The 17,605-nt window shown below is 35.7% G+C and carries 12 protein-coding genes; 5 read left to right on the top strand and 7 right to left on the bottom strand.

Annotated elements, in window-relative coordinates; genetic code table 11:
* Window positions 1-351: 351 nt before the first annotated feature.
* Both fsa and IRZ99_RS09035 read left to right on the top strand, forming a co-directional pair.
* Window positions 352-1,008, top strand: coding sequence for a fructose-6-phosphate aldolase (gene fsa, locus IRZ99_RS09040; RefSeq protein ID WP_194656965.1), 657 nt, complete (start codon window positions 352-354; stop codon window positions 1,006-1,008).
* 133 nt (window positions 1,009-1,141) lie between these two features.
* Window positions 1,142-3,055, top strand: a complete 1,914-nt coding sequence (locus IRZ99_RS09035; RefSeq protein ID WP_194656964.1) for a sialate O-acetylesterase — start codon at window positions 1,142-1,144, stop codon at window positions 3,053-3,055.
* A gap of 124 nt (window positions 3,056-3,179) precedes the next feature.
* Here the strand turns inward: IRZ99_RS09035 and IRZ99_RS09030 are convergent, their stop codons facing one another.
* The 7 genes from IRZ99_RS09030 to IRZ99_RS09000 all read right to left on the bottom strand — a co-directional run bounded on the left by IRZ99_RS09030 (window position 3,180) and on the right by IRZ99_RS09000 (window position 14,319).
* Window positions 3,180-7,193 carry a PAS domain S-box protein gene (locus tag IRZ99_RS09030; protein WP_194656963.1) on the bottom strand — a complete coding sequence of 1,338 codons (4,014 nt, stop codon included), beginning with the start codon at window positions 7,191-7,193 and terminating at the stop codon, window positions 3,180-3,182.
* 12 nt (window positions 7,194-7,205) lie between these two features.
* Complete coding sequence (locus IRZ99_RS09025; protein ID WP_194656962.1) at window positions 7,206-7,655, bottom strand: response regulator; 450 nt, start codon at window positions 7,653-7,655, stop codon at window positions 7,206-7,208.
* 422 nt (window positions 7,656-8,077) lie between these two features.
* The gene (locus tag IRZ99_RS09020; RefSeq protein WP_194656961.1) at window positions 8,078-8,818 is read right to left on the bottom strand and encodes a ZIP family metal transporter; all 741 of its coding nucleotides are present in this window, start codon (window positions 8,816-8,818) and stop codon (window positions 8,078-8,080) included.
* A 70-nt stretch (window positions 8,819-8,888) separates the two neighbouring features.
* Window positions 8,889-10,319 (bottom strand): anion permease, encoded by a 1,431-nt coding sequence (locus IRZ99_RS09015; RefSeq protein WP_194656960.1) that lies wholly within the window; start codon window positions 10,317-10,319, stop codon window positions 8,889-8,891.
* 22 nt (window positions 10,320-10,341) lie between these two features.
* Window positions 10,342-11,493, bottom strand: a complete 1,152-nt coding sequence (locus IRZ99_RS09010) for a porin (protein ID WP_194656959.1) — start codon at window positions 11,491-11,493, stop codon at window positions 10,342-10,344.
* Between the two features lie 257 nt (window positions 11,494-11,750).
* Window positions 11,751-12,644, bottom strand: coding sequence for a dienelactone hydrolase family protein (locus tag IRZ99_RS09005; protein ID WP_194656958.1), 894 nt, complete (start codon window positions 12,642-12,644; stop codon window positions 11,751-11,753).
* A gap of 85 nt (window positions 12,645-12,729) precedes the next feature.
* Window positions 12,730-14,319, bottom strand: a complete 1,590-nt coding sequence (locus IRZ99_RS09000) for a hypothetical protein (protein ID WP_194656957.1) — start codon at window positions 14,317-14,319, stop codon at window positions 12,730-12,732.
* Between the two features lie 208 nt (window positions 14,320-14,527).
* Here IRZ99_RS09000 and IRZ99_RS08995 point away from each other — a divergent pair, with 208 nt between their 5' ends.
* The 3 genes from IRZ99_RS08995 (at window position 14,528) to IRZ99_RS08985 (ending at window position 17,587) form a co-directional block, all read left to right on the top strand.
* The gene (locus tag IRZ99_RS08995; protein ID WP_194656956.1) at window positions 14,528-14,782 is read left to right on the top strand and encodes a hypothetical protein; all 255 of its coding nucleotides are present in this window, start codon (window positions 14,528-14,530) and stop codon (window positions 14,780-14,782) included.
* Window positions 14,783-14,863: 81 nt separating this feature from the next.
* Window positions 14,864-16,090 carry a DcaP family trimeric outer membrane transporter gene (locus IRZ99_RS08990; RefSeq protein WP_228519060.1) on the top strand — a complete coding sequence of 409 codons (1,227 nt, stop codon included), beginning with the start codon at window positions 14,864-14,866 and terminating at the stop codon, window positions 16,088-16,090.
* 48 nt (window positions 16,091-16,138) lie between these two features.
* Entirely contained in the window at window positions 16,139-17,587 is a 1,449-nt protein-coding gene (locus IRZ99_RS08985) for an aspartate ammonia-lyase (RefSeq protein WP_194656955.1), read from the top strand.
* Window positions 17,588-17,605: the final 18 nt, after the last annotated feature.

Genomic DNA, 17,605 nt, shown 5'->3' with positions numbered 1-17,605 from the left:
TTGATTGACGACAGAAAAATAATTTTCGGTTAATCCTAAACCGAAATCAAGATTGTTTTTTGTAGTTTTTTTGTCTCTGGCAAAATATTTTGGTTAGTGTATTTGCCAGGAAAAATGAAGTGAATTATTTAGTAATTATGGCCGTTGATATTGAAGAGGTCAACGGCCATTTCACTGCTTTCTTATTCAAAACAGATAGTTTTTCAACTTGTCTTCGCAGTGATTTCTTTCTCTCTCTTATTCAAATTTTAAATTATATTTTCAAATCAAATCACTTGTTTCTAATTCATTTTTATTGAATTGGAATACAAGACTATTACATAATCAAAAATAAACTTAAACCAAAAACCAATGAAATTTTTTATTGACACAGCAAATTTAGAAGATATTAAAGAAGCCCAGGCGCTTGGGGTTTTAGATGGTGTTACGACGAATCCGTCTTTAATGGCCAAAGAGGGAATTACAGGAAAAGACAATATTTTGAAGCATTATCTGGCAATCTGTAATATTGTAGATGGCGATGTTTCCGCAGAAGTTATTTCAACCGATTTTGACGGAATGATCAGAGAAGGTGAGGAGCTTGCAGCATTGCACGAGCAAATAGTAGTGAAATTGCCAATGATTGCTGACGGAATCAAAGCTTGTAAATATTTTTCAGACAAAGGAATCAGAACAAATGTTACTTTGGTTTTCTCACCTGGACAAGCTTTATTGGCTGCAAAGGCAGGAGCGACTTATGTTTCTCCATTTTTAGGAAGACTAGACGATATCTCAACAGACGGAATGCATTTGATTTCAGAAATCAGAGAAATTTACGATAATTACGCTTTCAATACACAAATACTTTCAGCTTCAATCAGACATACAATGCATGTAGTGAATTGTGCCAAAGTTGGATCTGATGTAATGACCGGACCATTATCGTCTATTAAAGGATTATTGAAACATCCTTTGACTGATATAGGTTTGAATCAATTTATTGAAGATGCTAAAAAAATGCAGCTTTAAAACAAAATACAAATAGTCTGTCCCGATTATTTTTGAACAAACTATTTGTCATTCGAATTTTCTACAGTACCTCTTGTGTAAACCTGGTTTTCATGCCGTAAATTGATCGTTGATTCCTGAAATAAGAATAAATATGAAAAAAATAGTAATCATTATTGCCTTCTTCCTTTGCAGTGGTATTTACGGGCAGATAAAACTCCCTCGTTTAATTAGCGACGGAATGGTTTTACAACGCGATATTCCACTAAAAATTTGGGGTTGGGCGTCGCCGAATGAAAAGATTGAAATTAATTTCAATCAAAAGAAATTCATAACTATAGCGGCAAAAGATGGAAACTGGATGGTTATATTGCCAGCCCAAAAAGCAGGCGGACCATATGAAATGACTTTATCGGCCAGTAATACTATTGTCCTGAAAAACATTTTGATTGGTGATGTCTGGCTTTGTTCCGGACAATCTAATATGGAGCTTCCAATGGAACGTGTTAAGGATAAATACAAAGATGTAATTGCGAAAATTGATAATAGCAATATCAGACAATTTTTGGTTCCTGATCAGTACGAATTTGCAAAAGAAAACGTAGATCTTTCTTCGGGAGAATGGCTTTCTGCAAATCCTGGGAACATTTTAAAATTCTCTGCTGTTGCTTATTTTTTTGCGGATGAAATCTATCAAAAATATAAAATTCCGATCGGGTTAATTAATAGCGCATTAGGTGGCTCGCCTGCAGAATGCTGGATAAGTGCCGAAGCAGTTAAAAAGTTTCCAGAATATGATGCTGAATATCAAAAGTTTAAAGACGGAACTTTAGGTACTCAAATCGAGGAAAGTGATAAAAAAATCAGTTCAACCTGGTATGCTACAATCAACAAAGAAGATGAAGGTTTGAAGAATAAATGGTCCAATCCTGAATTAGAAGATTCAAACTGGAAAAACATGAATATTCCGGGATATTGGGCTGATACTGAATTGGGAAATGTAAATGGTGTACTATGGTTTCGAAAAGAATTTGCAGTTTCAAGTTTAAAGGAAAGCAATGCAAGACTTATTTTAGGAAGAATTGTTGATGCCGATTCAGTTTACGTAAACGGTCATTTTGTGGGTACAACATCTTATATGTATCCGCCAAGAATTTATCCTTTTGATGCAAAGTTTTTAAAAGAAGGAAAAAATGAGATTGCCATTCGTGTCATTAATAATACCGGAAGAGGTGGTTTTGTTGAAGACAAATCATACGAATTGATTCTTGGTAATGAAGTTATAGATTTGAAAGGTTCCTGGAAGTATAAGTTAGGTGTAAAGATGGCGGCTTTACCAGGACAGACTTTTATCAGATGGAAACCAGTCGGGTTGTATAATGCGATGATTGCGCCATTGAAAAATTATGGATTAAAAGGTGTGCTTTGGTATCAGGGCGAATCGAGTACTAAAAAACCGGAAGAATATTCGGCTTTGATGGAAACTTTAATTACAAACTGGAGAGCAGAGTGGAAGCAGGGTTCGTTTCCGTTTTTATACGTGCAGCTTACTAATTTTATGGCGCGGAAAACAGAACCGGGAGAAAGTAATTGGGCAGCCTTAAGGCAACAGCAAAAAAATACATTAGCGGTTCCGAATACAGGAATGGCTGTTACTATTGATCTTGGAGAGTGGAATGACATTCACCCTTTAAACAAATACGATGTCGGGAAACGACTTTCTTTATTGGCCAGAAAAATGGTTTATGGAGAAAAGAATCTTGTTGCTTCGGGGCCACTTTTTAAGGCAATGGAACAAAAAGGAAACCAACTTGTTTTAAGTTTTACGGATATTGGAACAGGTTTAGTAACCAAAGACAATCAACCTCTGAAAGCATTTGAAATTGCTGGAAATGACGGGAAATTTGTTTGGGCTAATGCGGCTATTGAAGGAGATAAAATTATCATATCAAATGAAACAATTTTAAATCCAACGAGAGTAAGATATGCGTGGGCAGACAATCCGGATCAGGCTAATTTATACAATAAAGAAAACTTACCGGCTTCTCCTTTTGAAGGCAGTTTGTAAAATCATAATCGAATTAAAGTAAAAAAAAGCGGGAGTTCTAAAATAGACTCCCGCTTTTATATTGAATTTAAGTTTTGAAGTTTACGTTTTGGAATTTGGAATTTAAAAATTGGTATTTAATTCATTATTGAACCGGAAGATAAATATCAAAAGTAGCTCCTTTGTTCTTTTCGCCGGTGGCCGTAATAATACCACTATGGTTGTCTACAATTTTTTTCACAATGGCAAGTCCAATTCCAGTTCCGGTATATTCTAATTTTCCGTGTAAACGTTGAAAAACTTCAAAAATCTTGGAGCTGTATTGCTGCTCAAAACCAATTCCATTATCGGAAATTTTAATATGACAATAGTCGGTGTCTTTTTCCAATTTTCCATTATTTAAAAGTGCTCCTTTTTTAATTTCACTTTCAATTTTTATGACAATTGGTGTTTCAGGATTGGAGAATTTAAGCGAATTGCTCACTAAATTATACAAGAGTTGTCTAAATTGAAACGGAATAATATTAGCTTCGCAATTCTCACAGTTTTCAATTGTAGCATTTTTTTGCTCAATTTCTTCTTTTAAATCGTCTTTAACTTCATCAATAATTTTAGAAAGATCTGTTTTCTCAAAAACGCGCTCTTGAATATTTGTTCTCGAGTAGGAGAGTAAATCATTAATTAAGGTTTGCATACGTTGCGCAGCACTTTGCATGCGCTGAAATTTATCTTTTCCGCTATCAGTTAAATTTTCAAACTCTTTTTCCAAGATGAGCGTAGCAAAAGTTTGAATTTTTCTTAACGGTTCCTGTAAATCATGACTAGAGATATAGGCAAAAGACTGTAACTCCTGATTCATTTTTTCGAGTTCTATGTTTTTTTGCTCGAGCTCTAAGGCATTTAATTTTAATTTATCATTTGCTTTCTTTTTTTCTGATAGATCATGTGTCACTTTTGAAAAACCAATTACATGACCTTTTTTGTTGTGAACCGCAGTAATAACAGAACTAGCCCAGAAATAGGTTCCATCTTTGCGAACGCGCCATCCTTCATGGCTTGATTTTCCTTTTTCTATAGCGACGTTTAGCAGTTTTTGAGGAAGATTTTTCTTTATATCTTCTTCTGTGTAAAATTTAGAGAAATTGTGGCCAATAATTTCATCGGCTTTATATCCTTTTATCTTTTGAGCACCTAAATTCCAATTTTCTACAGTTCCTTGATGATCAAGGTATAAAATGGCATAATCCTGTACTTCTTCCACCATTAAATGATAACGTTCTTCACTTTTTTGAAGTGATTCGTTCATTATATTCAATTCTTTGGTTCTGGCAGCTACTTGCTGTTCGAGTTCATGTGTAAAGGCTTTTTCAGTATGAATATCGGTGAAGGCGCCCACCCATTTTAGAATTTTACCATCAATATCTAAAACCGGCTCACCAATTACGGCATGCCATCTGTAATTGCCATCTTTTCTTCTAACGCGAACATCACAGCGGTAAGCTTCTCCTGTAGCTAAACTATGACTCCATATTCTGGCATTTTCCTCAAAATCATCGGGATGAATCATCGCTCTCCATTCGGGTTCACCGTCGGGATGAATTCCGGTGTATTCAAACCATTTTCCTGATGCGAACAAGGCATTTCCTTTTTCATCAGTTTCCCAAATCAGCTGCGGAATACTTTCGGTTAAAGAACGAAATCTTTTCTCGCTTTCTTCGAGTTCGTGTTGATGGTTTTTTTCATCAGTGATATCTCTAATGGTTCCAATTAACTTTTCAGGTTTATTATCTTCATCGTAGAAAAGTTTTCCTTTTCCTTCTATCCAGTGAATTGAACCATCGATCCATATTGTTCGTGCTTCATAATTAAGATATCCTGAGATAAGAGATTCTTTAAAAGCTTTATTTCGAATGTGCATATCATCAGGATGAAGATGTTTCAGCAATTGGTCATGGGTTAATTTTAAATTATCCTTGTATCCACCAACAATTTCAAGATATCTATGAGAATAAATAGGTTCTCTGGTCTTTACATTCAATTCCCATGTTCCCAGTTCACTGGCTTCCACAATTATTTTCAGCCTTTCTTCATTTTGCTCTATTTCTTTTCGTGTTTCAACTTTTTCGCTGACTTCTGTAACAGTTACAATAATTCCAGAGATGGTTCCATCTTCTTCTTTTAAAGGAGAATATAAGAAATCGAAATACGAAATTTCCAATTTTCCATAGCGATTTAAAGGAATCGGCACTTCATATCCATGAAAAGGAATTCCTGTTGTTAAAACATCTTTTAAAAGAGAACTTACGCTTTCTTCAACTTCTGGTAAAGAATCAAATAGCGGCTTTCCGACAAAAGTATGCTCTTCTCTGTCGACTAATTTTAGATAGGCATCATTTGCCATTTCAACAAGATAGTCTGAACCACGCAGAATAGTAATTCCAATTGGTGCTTGTTTTACAGTATTACGGAAACGTTTGTCTGCTTTTTCAATTTCTTGTCTTGCTTTTACCTGTGGTGTATTATCAAGCACCCAAATAGCAACTTTTGTTACTTTTCCTTCTATATTTTTAAGAGGTGCATAGACAAAAGTCACATATACAATTTCTTCCTTGCCATGACGCACAAGCATCATTTCTACTTCATTTGCATAAAACGGAAGGCCTTCATCTATAACTTTTTGTAAAGCTTCTTCGTAGTAAGGTTTAACTTCGGCAAAGGATTCCCAATAGTGTTTTCCTGCAATTTGATCGTATGATTTTCCTGCAACTTCAATAAAGCTTTCGTTTACAATTTCGCTTATCAAAGTTTTAGCATCTAAAACACAGATACCAATTGGAGCTTCCAAAACCATGCTTCGCAAATTATTCTCGTTTTCTTCTATTCTTTTCTTTGCGAGATTAAGGTCAGTTGTTTCGGCTGCAGTATTCATTACCCCATAAATGTTCCCATTTATATCGTATAATGGCGTAAAACTATAATCAAAGTAAAAAGTTTCTAATATGCCATTTATAGTCAGATCAATACGGGTATTTTTGGAGTGAAAAGATTCACCAGTATCAAACACGTGACTAATCTGATCAAAAACCAATTGATTGTCAAGTTCCGGTAAAATTTCGGTGTATAATTTCCCAATGACATCATTTCCTTTTCCCCAAACTTCCATAATGGATTGGTTAGCAAGTTCAATTCGTTTTTCTTTTCCCACATATACACCAATCGGAAAAGGGGCATTTTCGACAAGCTGTCTTACTTTTTGTTCACCTTCGTGAATTCTTTCTCTGGCTAGAACCTGTGTTGTTACATCGATAGCAATAGCTACAACTCCAGAGATACTTCCGTCGCTTTCTTTAAGGGCATCATAAACAAAATTCAGATAAAAAGTTTCAGTTTTTCCGTTACGGGGCAATTGAACCGGGCGTTCATTTGCAATAAATTTTTCACCCGTGCTATAGACCGTATTGATTAAATTTTCTAAACCCTGATCTTTTGCTTCTGGTAAACCTTCAAAAATAGGTTTATATAAGACCTTTTCAGCAGTGGTTCCCCACAATTGAATCATTTTTTCATTCGCAATTTCTACAATATGCTCTTTTCCTCTAAAAACACACATTGCAACGGGAGCCTGCATAATATTATTTAAAAAACGGGAATTGCTTTCCTTTAAGGCGTCAGTGGCCCGTTTCTTTTCTGTCGTCTCAATAACAGTAACAAGCACACCGCCAACGGTACCATCTTCTTTTCTAATGGGACTGTATGAAAAATCGAAGTAGCATTCTTCTACAAAACCATTTCTGTTTAAAGGCAGCATAAAGTCTGGAAAACCAATAGGTTTACCTTCCATAACACCATCAAACATAGGACCTATTATATCCCAGATTTCAGAGAAGGTTTGTCTGGTACTAATTCCGAGAGCATCGGGATGTTTGGTCGAACCTAAAATAGGACGATAGCCATCGTTATACAATTGTGTATAATCGTCACCCCAGGCAATATACATTCCAAAAGGGTTTTCCAGCATAACGGCCACCATAGTACAAAGACTTTGGGGCCAGGTCGAAGGATCTCCTAAAGATGTTTTGCTCCAGTCTTTGGCACGAATTAATTCGCCCATTTCGCCACCACCGGCTAGAAAATAATGTTCCTTGTTTGTACGGCTCATTCTCAAAACTATTTAAGGTTGAAGAACAAAATGCTCTCGTACAGGTTGTTTTAATTTATTTTCAGAAACTACATTCAGGGCGTTGCCAATGACTTTTTTTAATTTAGAAAATTCGCCGGGTTTCCGAATATAGTAAGTCGCGCCTTTCTGGTACATCAAATCAACAATTTCTGTATCCAGGGATGTTGAGAAAATAATTACCGGCAGCGAATTCAGTTCGGCAATTTCTTTTATTTCTTTTAAACATTCATGCCCATTTTTACGAGGCATATTAAGATCAAGAAATAACATATCTGGTAAATTATCAGAAGAATGGGCAGCTAAATAATCCATAAGCTGGACGCCATCATTAACAACAGCAAGAGATACCGGAAGCGACAGTTCATCAAGGGCTTCTTTAAAAAAAGCGCAATCATCTTCATCGTCGTCCGCAAGTAAAAGATTGTAATGCTGTTTATTCATTGTATTATAGGATATAATCTGGGTTAAAAGGTTTTTTTATTAAATGATTTCATCCTGAATAGGTTAGATGATATTCTTACTGTTTTGTTTCTGCTAAGATAGCACTAATTACACACTTAGGAATCAACAATAAGGCAATAAATTTAACGATTTAAACTAGAAATTCACAATCTTTTTTTGATTTTACTTTTTTTAATTTATCAATAAGGTAATTTTTAAGTGTATAAATATTTTAAAAATAAAAGCCTTCAAATCAAGTAATTGAAGGCTTTTATGAAATTTATCTTTTAGAAGAAAACAGAAAGGAAAAAAGTTTGAAAGCAAATAAATGCTGTTTGTCACACATTTATAAGGACAAATCTAATTATCACTAAGGCTACTTTTTATGACTCAAATTATAAGAAGGAAATTGATTCTATTTTTTAATGGAAGTTCTCAAAAACAACCAGACAAACAGAAAGGAAAAAGCCTAAAACGGTAAAGACTCCAGCTAGTTTTCCTCCATGTTCATAAGCTTCGGGAATCATGGAGTTGGCCAACATCATTAAAATTGCTCCGCCCGCAAAAGCCTGAATAAACGAAAGCCATTCCTGTGAGGCACTGCTAAAAACGGAGAAACCTGCTAGTGTTGCCAATGCACAAAGCAATGCAATACAGATCCAGAGCAATATGATTTTTTTATTACTCCAGCCACTCGATTTCATTCCGGAAGATCCTGCGATAGCTTCCGGTAAATTAGAAATGAAAACCGCTACTAACATCGTAAGATTTCCTGAAACTCCTTCAAAGATTCCTAAGCCGATGATGATGGATTCTGGAACACCATCTAAGATAATCGCTAATACCATCGGGATTATTAAATTGGAGTTTTTGCTAGCTCCTAACTTCATCGGATTATTGGTTCCAAAATTGGCAATAAGCTTGTCTGAAAAATAAAATATGGATGCGCCTGCAAAAAAGCCAAAAGCCGGATACATAGTACCTCTCCCTAGTTTTACGGCTTCAAAAATTAACTCATACGATATGGCCGAAATTAAAGTTCCGGCGCCAAACCCCATAATCACACCAATAGCACGATTACTTAGCGAATACCGAATTGCCAGTATTCCGCCAATAATGAGGGATGAAGTCGCTAATAAACCTGTGATAAAAGCTTGTAGCATAATAACGATGTTTTATTGCGTGACCTTCTTTTAAATTGCTGATTTTTAACCTATTTATCTTGTATTGTCTTTAGAAATATCCAATAACTCTCATCCATAATCCGCCAATTACCATGTAAATAAGTAACATGACAAGTCCGGTAATTAAGCCTTTAACCCACCAGCTTTTTAAATCGACATAACCGCTACCAAAGAAAACGGGTGCTGGTCCGTGACCGTAATGTGTTAATGTTCCATATAAGGAACCCACGAATCCAAGCATGAAAGCAAGCAGTAATCCCGGAATTCCGATAGAAATACCAACGCCTAATAATGCAGCATACATGGCAGCCACATGTGCAGTTGCGCTGGCAAAAAGATAATGACTAAAGAAGTAAACCAAAATAATAATTGGGAAAGCCATTTGCCAGCTTAAACCGCCAATTTCCGCTTTTACCTGATCGCTAAACCAGCCAATAAAACCTAATTCGTTCAGTGAGCTTGCCATCATTACCAAAACAGAAAACCAAACAATGGTATCCCAGGCACCTTTTTCGGCCTTAATATCTTCCCAGGTTAATACAGAGGTTAGTAATAATACAACTAAACCAATAAAAGCAGTTGTTGTTGCATCGATAGAGAATAAATCACCTGTTATCCAAAGAAATAACAAAATGAAAAACGTTAGTAACATTAACCATTCATTTCGGGAAATTGGTCCCATTTCTTTTAGTTTTTGACTAGCAATTTGTGGAGCGTCTCCAGTACTTTTGAGTTCAGGAGGATAAATTTTATACAATACAAACGGAATGACAAAGAAGGAAACAATACCGGGAACAATCGCCGCAGTTGCCCATGACATCCACGAAATTTTAATTCCTAAATTAAGGGCAAACTTTTGACACATGGGGTTACTGGCCGTTCCTGTTAAAAACATGGAAGAGGCGATCAGGTTCATGTTATAACTATTCAGTGTTAAAAACGCACCTAATTTTCGATGTGTTTCCGGTTGATCCGGCATGGAGCCAAAACTCATAGACATTGATTTCATGATAGGATAAATAATTCCCCCACCTCTTGCGGTATTACTTGGTACCGCTGGAGCTAAAACCACATCGGCAAGTCCTAGACCATAAGCTAATCCAAGGGAGCTTTTACCGAATACTCTGATGAAAAGAAAAGCGATTCTGTTTCCCAATCCCGTTTTAATAAAACCTCTAGCAATGAAGAATGAAATTCCGATTAACCAGATTACTTTATCTCCAAAACCTTTTAATGCCAGTGTGATCGATTTACCAGCTTCTCCTGGTGCAAGAACTTGTGTAAAGGCAGTCAAGGCAATCGCAATCATACACATGGTTCCCATTGGAGCCGCTTTGAGAATGATTCCGAGAATAGTAGCCACAAAAATCGCAAATAAATGCCAGGCTTCAATTACAACACCCTGTGGAGCCGGAATAAACCAAATAATAAGTCCAACGGCAAATGTGATGATGGTTTGGGTAATTTTTACTTCTTTCATAATGAACGAGAATTAAATTAAACTAAAGGCGGCATTGCAGTTGAATTAAAAATAAATTGCTGCTATATGTCGAGGTATCCGGAATGTCTTTTTCATAGTTATCAAGTGTAAATCCTAACTCGATGCGGCCGGTGTAGGCTTTACCAAATTCAAGACTAATCATTGGCGTATAAGTTTGTCTTACGTTTGAGTTGATTTTATAACTGGAATCAAAAGTTTCGTAGCGACAGGATACTTCTATAGAAGATAACCTGTTGTAAGCTATTGCATATCTTAAATTAGGCAAAAAATAAAAACCTCGCATTTGATAATCTGCAACACTTGTGGTTCTGCCGTCAACGGGTAATGAAAAATATAAATTATGATTTGTTCCTTGTTTATATTCAGCTTGCAGTTCTAAATGAAACTTATCTGCAAGTTTAAAATTACTGGTTATATCAGCTCCAATTGCAAAAACTTCCTGTGTTGAAACTCTTCCGGTTCCTCCGTTTAAACCCAGATTTATGTTGTTCTTTTTTGATAAACCGAAAACCCATCTTGTAAAATATTGTTTTCCGTTATCCTTATCTTTTTCCTGATTCTTTCCATTTCCATTGACAATAGTAAAAGCATAATTTACAGGAACTTTTCCAATATCAACTGATCCCAAAACTGAAGCACCAATTTGAAAACTGGTCCAGCCATTTTTTCCAAATTCATAATATTGGTTAGAGAAATCAAACGATTTTATGATATCTACTGAAACCTGATCCTCAATACCAAATGGAGCTCTAAATTGTCCACCAACTAATGCCGCATATTTATTAAATGTATATTTCGCGTAAGCATTTTCTAAAACTTTTCCTTTTGGATCCGATTTAAAATCGGCTAAGTTTACCAGAATCACGACTTCCGTTTCCGGACTAATTTTAGTTGTAAGACCAACACGCATTCTTTTAATATCAAAGGAAGTTTGTGTAACTTCTCCAGTGGTATGTTGAACTCCCAGTACATCAACATTATCTGTCATCGCTGCCAGAAATCTTCCCTGAAAAAGTCCTCTAAATTGAAACTGAGGATATTTTATTTCGCTCTCGGGTTTGGTAGTTTCGGTAGTTTGGGCATTTATTATAATTGGAAACAGTAAAAAAATAAAACAGATAATTGATGTTATTGGCGTGCAGATACATTTCATAAATAAAAATTAAGTTTTTATTATTGATCTTAAATTCGATAATTCAGGAAAAGGAAAAGTATTGTAACTATTTGCTTATCAGTATTGATAACGCTCTACTAAAGTAATGAAAATAATAATGTCTTGTAAAAAAAATAGCACTAAAATTGTGTTAGCATTTTATAGAAAAAACGTTCAACCCACATCTTTTATTTGAAAACGGGTAGCGTTTTATTCGAGTTGGAAAAAAAATAAACATTTGGTAATTAGATTTTTAGTTATTTGTTTTTCAATTTCAATTTAAAAAAATCAATAGTTCTTGTCCAGGATAAAGTTGCAGCTGCTTCATCATATCTTGGTGTGGTATTATTATGAAAACCATGATTAACTCCCGGATAAAAATAAGCTGTGTTTTCAACTTTGTTTTTTTTCAAAACTTTTTCAAAAGCCGGCCAGCCTTCGTTAACTCTTGTGTCTAAACCAGCATAATGCAGCATTAGCGGAGTCGTTATTTTTTCGGCTTCTTCTTTGGTTGGCTGTCCTCCGTAATAAGGAACCGCGGCAGACAAAGTTGGTATTTTTACTGCCATCATATTAGATATCCATCCACCAAAACAAAATCCTACAACGCCTACATAACCGTTACAGTCTTTATGCGTTTTTAAGTATTCGTAAGCGGCAATAAAATCTTCCAGCATTTCTTCACGGGTACGTTTCTTTTGCAATTCGCGTCCTGCATCGTCGTTTCCGGGATAACCTCCTAATGGCGATAAGGCATCTGGAGCAAGCGTGATGAAACCTTCAACAGCAGCTCTTCTGCCAACATCTTCAATGTATGGATTAAGGCCTCTGTTTTCATGAACGACAATAATTCCGGGTAATTTTTTTTTGGTTTCAACAGATTGTGACAGAAGTCCTTTAATAGATCCGCCGCCTTTAGGAGATTGATAAGTAATATAGTCCGATTTGATTCTTGGATCTCCGGGTTTAATTAAAATACTGTCTTCATAATTTGGCATAATAAAACTTAAAAGCGATGGAAGTGTAAGTGTTCCTACTGCGAAAATGGATAGTTTTTCGATAAACTGTCTGCGCTCAATTTTGTTGTGAGCATAATCATCATAGAGGTCAAATACTTCTTGTGAAATATCTTCTTTGGTTAATTTCTGCATGGCGTTAATTTTTTGAAACTAATTTAGAAAATAAAATGGTTTGTTTTTGCAAGGGTACAACTAGTTGATTTTTAGTATTAATAAATCAGTTGTTTTGAATTAATCCGATTATTCTAACCGCTTCAATTATTTCAGTTACTAAATCTTCTGAAAGAATTAGGCTTGAAAGTAATGGATGGATTTTGTTTGTTATATCAGGCTGTAAAGCTAAAAGTTTCGAAAGATATTTTTTTGCTTTAATGTCTTCGTTGATCAAAGATAATGTAGCAGCTTTTAGAAGCGGATCCCAAAAACTTTCTTCAGAATCCATTTTTTCAGCCCATAGAAAAGCATTTTTATATTCTTTTTTGGATAAATAATAGCAACAAAAACCAATATTAATCCACCATGGACAATAGGGATTTTTTTGAATTGCATTTTGCATAATAGTAAAACCTTTCTCAAAATGTCCTGCGAGAACAAGCATACACCCAACGCCGGAAACGATACCCGATGCGTTTGGATTAATTTTAATACATTGTTCGGCAGAATAAAGACAGGCTTCAGGATCTTTTTTAAACAAATTAATCCCGGTCAAAGTATGCCACGCATGTTGGCAATGCTGATCTGTTTTTAAAGATTTCATTACACATCGGTAAGCTTCCTCAATAGTATTTTCGTCGTTGTCAATAGCAAACGCAACTCCGTCAAGGTGCAATTCGCCTAACATAGCCCAGGTTGCTGCATGATTGGGATGCAATTTTGTTGCGTCAGCAAGATTTCTGAAAGCCGACCAGTAATTTTCAAAAGAACACTCACATTGGAATTTATAGTAACTGTAAATTCCTTTCCAAATACTCAAATTATCACTAATTCTGGAGGGCGAAGTTTTAATTATTTCTTTAAAAATACTACCATAATAGCCGCCTATTTCACTAACAATACTGTGTGTGATTTCACTTTGTATTTGATGAATGTCTTTAATATCAATATGATCGAAAGATTTCGTCATTACGAATTCTCCTGTCTTTGAGTTTAATAGGTTCACTCTTATTTGGAGTGTTTTATCATTGCATTGAATATTTCCGGTAATAATAAAATCGGCACCTATTGCTTTAGCTGCCTCCATAATATTTTGATTTATTTTTGAAATCATTTCAGATGAAAAATTCCCCACAACGGAAATATCTTCAAATAATGATAGTTCTGCACTTAGCTCTTCGCACAGCATTAGCGAGAAAATATCTAAATTTTGTTTGTTGGTGATTGATTTAAATGGGAATATGGCAATGATTGGATTTGTGTCGTCATGAGGAGGCACAATGGGTCGTGCATCTTCTTTTCGATGATACTCCTTTCGAATAAATCTCGGAATATAGCAGCCTTTCGGAATATCTATTATTAAGGAATTGTTTTGGCCGATGGTCAAATAATATTCGTTCAGAATTCTTCTTAACCGGCCTGCATGAATACGTACAACGGCATCATCGTTAGAATTAAAATCAGCTGGTCTGTTAAGTACATTTATGGCAATGGAATATTCCTTGATAAACTGCTGATTTTCATTAAGTGTTTCCTCCACAATATACCTTAGAAATTTACTTAAGATAGGAGAGCTTTTTAATGATGTAAATGTTAAAACAGATTCTAGTTCGGTAAAAATTTCTTCATGTGTGTTTTTTTTGACATTCTCCATGTAAGTTGCATTAAATGAGAATAATAGGGTGAAAATATGGTACCTATAAAGTTAAATAATTTATTTTCATTTTATGATAAAATTGTATTTTTTGTAAGAAAATTTATCAAAAAATAAGATTTTTCTTTCATTTAACGGTTAAATTTAACGGTTTTTAACTCTTTTTCACTGTTTTGGTTTTTTATATTTGATTGAATATCAGTATGTAATGAAAGATAAAATGTCAATTCCGGAGAAATTATACAGCGAAAAACTTTCCAATTATCAAGAATCAATCAAAGTTTTGTATTTGGTCGATGATGATTTCAAAACGATGTGCGATGATTATTGTTGCAGTAAAATCAATGTTGAAAAATTCAAAAAAAAAATGCAGGAGGATTTTCATCTGAAGGTAGAGTATGAAAATCTGACCAAAGAACTGGAGGAGGAAATAGTGCAATACATAGAAAAAAACATGGAATAAATTTTTCCCACAAACTTGAATCCCATTAAAGTGCGTGGTATGCTCAACTAACTAAGCAAACAATTTTAAACCAAAATAATTATGAAAAAAAAGCTTTTACATGTGGCAATGATCCGGTATCTCGCCGTCATAATTTGTTTTCTTGCCGTAAACTTAACGTATGGGCAGGAAGATGAGGCTAAAAAAAGTATGGAAATTTATGGGTTTATCATGACGGATATTGGCTATAATTTTAATCAGATTCAGCCAGATTGGTATGATGCCGTGCGACCTACCAAATTACCATCTTATAAAGACGAGTATGGAGTAGACGGCAGTTATTATGCCTCCGTACGTCAGACACGATTTGGTATAAAAAATTATTTTGATACAGGAGTAGGAGAGTTGAAAACGACATTCGAATTCGAATTGTATGGAACTGGCGTCGATGCGGGTCAAACTACTTTTCGTTTACGACATGCTTACGCGGAATTAGGAAAATTTGGAGCCGGTCAGACATGGAGCCCTTTTATGGATATTGATGTTTTTCCGAATACCTTAGAATATTGGGGGCCAACAGGAATGGTATTCTTTCGTAACGTGCAAATCCGTTATATGCCAATTCAGGGCGATACCCGATTAACTATTGCACTGGAAAGACCTGGAGCAAGTGCTGATCAGGGGATGTATGCAAACCGTATAGAGCTTCAGGGGGTAAATGCCAGATTTCCATTACCCGATCTATCTGCTGAATATCACCATGGTTTTAATTGGGGTTATCTTGAATTAGCCGGAATACTTAGAAAAATTGAATGGAAAGATCAAAACAATGATCAGTTTGATTTATCTGGAGATGCTTTAGGCTGGGGTTTGAATTTAAGTACTAATATTAAATTTGGACAAAGTACTGTTTTTAAAGGGCAGGTTGTTTACGGAGAAGGAATTCAGAACTACATGAATGATGCTCCGGTAGATATCGGAATAGAAACTAATCCGGGAAACCCAACAGAACCGGTAAAAGGTGTTGCACTTCCTCTTGTTGGGGTTGTGGCTTTTATTGATCATTCGTGGAGTGAAAAATTCACCAGCTCACTTGGATATTCTATGATTGATATTGATAACGCTAACGGACAAACTCCTGATGCTTTCAAAAAAGGGCAATATGTAGTGGGAAATATATTGTATTCTCCGGCAAAAAATTGTCTGGTTGGAGCTGAATTTCAATGGGGGGATCGTGAAAATTTTAGCGACGGTTGGAGTACGTCAATAAATAAAGTGCAATTATCATTTAAGTATAACTTCTCGCAAGCATTCTACAGAAAAAATTAAAAAGAAATAGCTCTCTAAAAGTTACCAAAAACTAAAAAACAGAACACCATGTGTAAAAAAATACATTATGTAATCCTCTTCGGATTATACATCAGCTTCCTTAGTGCTCAAACCCGAACTGAAAAAGATCTTTTGGGTGAGAAGCAAATTCCGAACAATGCTTACTACGGAGTTCAGACCGCCCGCGCTCTTGAAAATTTTCAGATCAGCGGAATGACGACACAATTTTATCCCGATTATGTAAAAGCTTTTGCGATGGTAAAATTGGCGGCTGCCCGTGCTAACGCAGAAGATGGCCGACTTAAAAAAGACAGGCTCGCTGCCATAGAGAAAGCGTGCCAGGCTGTGATGGATGGAAAATACCACGATCAGTTTCTGGTAGATTTGTATCAGGGTGGTGCAGGTACTTCGGCAAATATGAATGTCAATGAAGTTCTTGCTAATATCGGTTTAGAAATGAGCGGCCACAAAAAAGGGGAGTATCAATATTTAGAACCGCATGACGATCTAAATATGGGACAATCTACAAATGATGTGTATCCGACAGCGATTAAAGTGGCGCTGTTATTACACAATGATAAACTGATAAAAGAAGCTGATTTACTGGCCAAAGCATTCCATAAAAAAGGAGATGAGTTTAAAGATATATTAAAAATGGGGCGTACAGAAGGACAGGATGCGGTACCAATGACAATGGGGCAGGAATTTCACGCTTTTGGAAATCAGCTTGACGCAGAAATTGCCGCTTTACGAAAAGTAGAGGTGTTTTTATGTGAACAAAATATGGGAGCGACAGCAATAGGAACCGGAATTACAGCGTCACCAGGTTATGCCGAAAAGGTGGCCACGCATCTTGCTAAAATTACAGGAAAACCTATAGTGATGAGTAAAGATCTTATTGCTGCTACTTCTAGTCAACAAGGATTTGTAATTTATTCTTCGACACTTAAAAGTATGGCAGTAGCCATGTCAAAAATAAGTAGTGATCTTATTTTCCTGGCCTCGGGACCACGCGCTGGGATATTTGAAATTAATTTACCGGCACTTCAACCGGGATCTTCGATTATGCCGGGTAAAGTAAATCCTGTAATGCCGGAGTTAATGAATGAGGTTTGCTTTAAAGTAATAGGGAATGACCTGACTGTGACGCTTGCTGCACATTCCGGTTTACTGCAATTGAATGCTTTTGAACCAGTCGAAGCTATAGCCATGATGGAATCGCAAGGATTGTTTTTTAAAACCTTTCCCTTATTCAGAAAAAATTGTATCGAAGGCATTACAGCAAACAAATCTGTGCAAAACCATTATATGGAAAGAAGTGTAGGTATTGTTACCGCTCTTAATCCGGTACTGGGTTACGAAAAAACAACAGAACTAGCCAAAGAAGCTCTTGAAACTAACAAAGGAATTCTCGAAATTATACGCGAAAAGAAATTGCTTACAGAAGATCAAATTAAAAAATTGCTTGATCCAGCCAGTTTAACCGGACAAAAATAACCATCAACTAAAAAATCT

This window comes from Flavobacterium sp. LC2016-12 (assembly GCF_015351595.1).
Classification (GTDB): Bacteria; Bacteroidota; Bacteroidia; order Flavobacteriales; family Flavobacteriaceae; genus Flavobacterium.
This window is presented reverse-complemented; position numbering and strand designations above follow the sequence as displayed.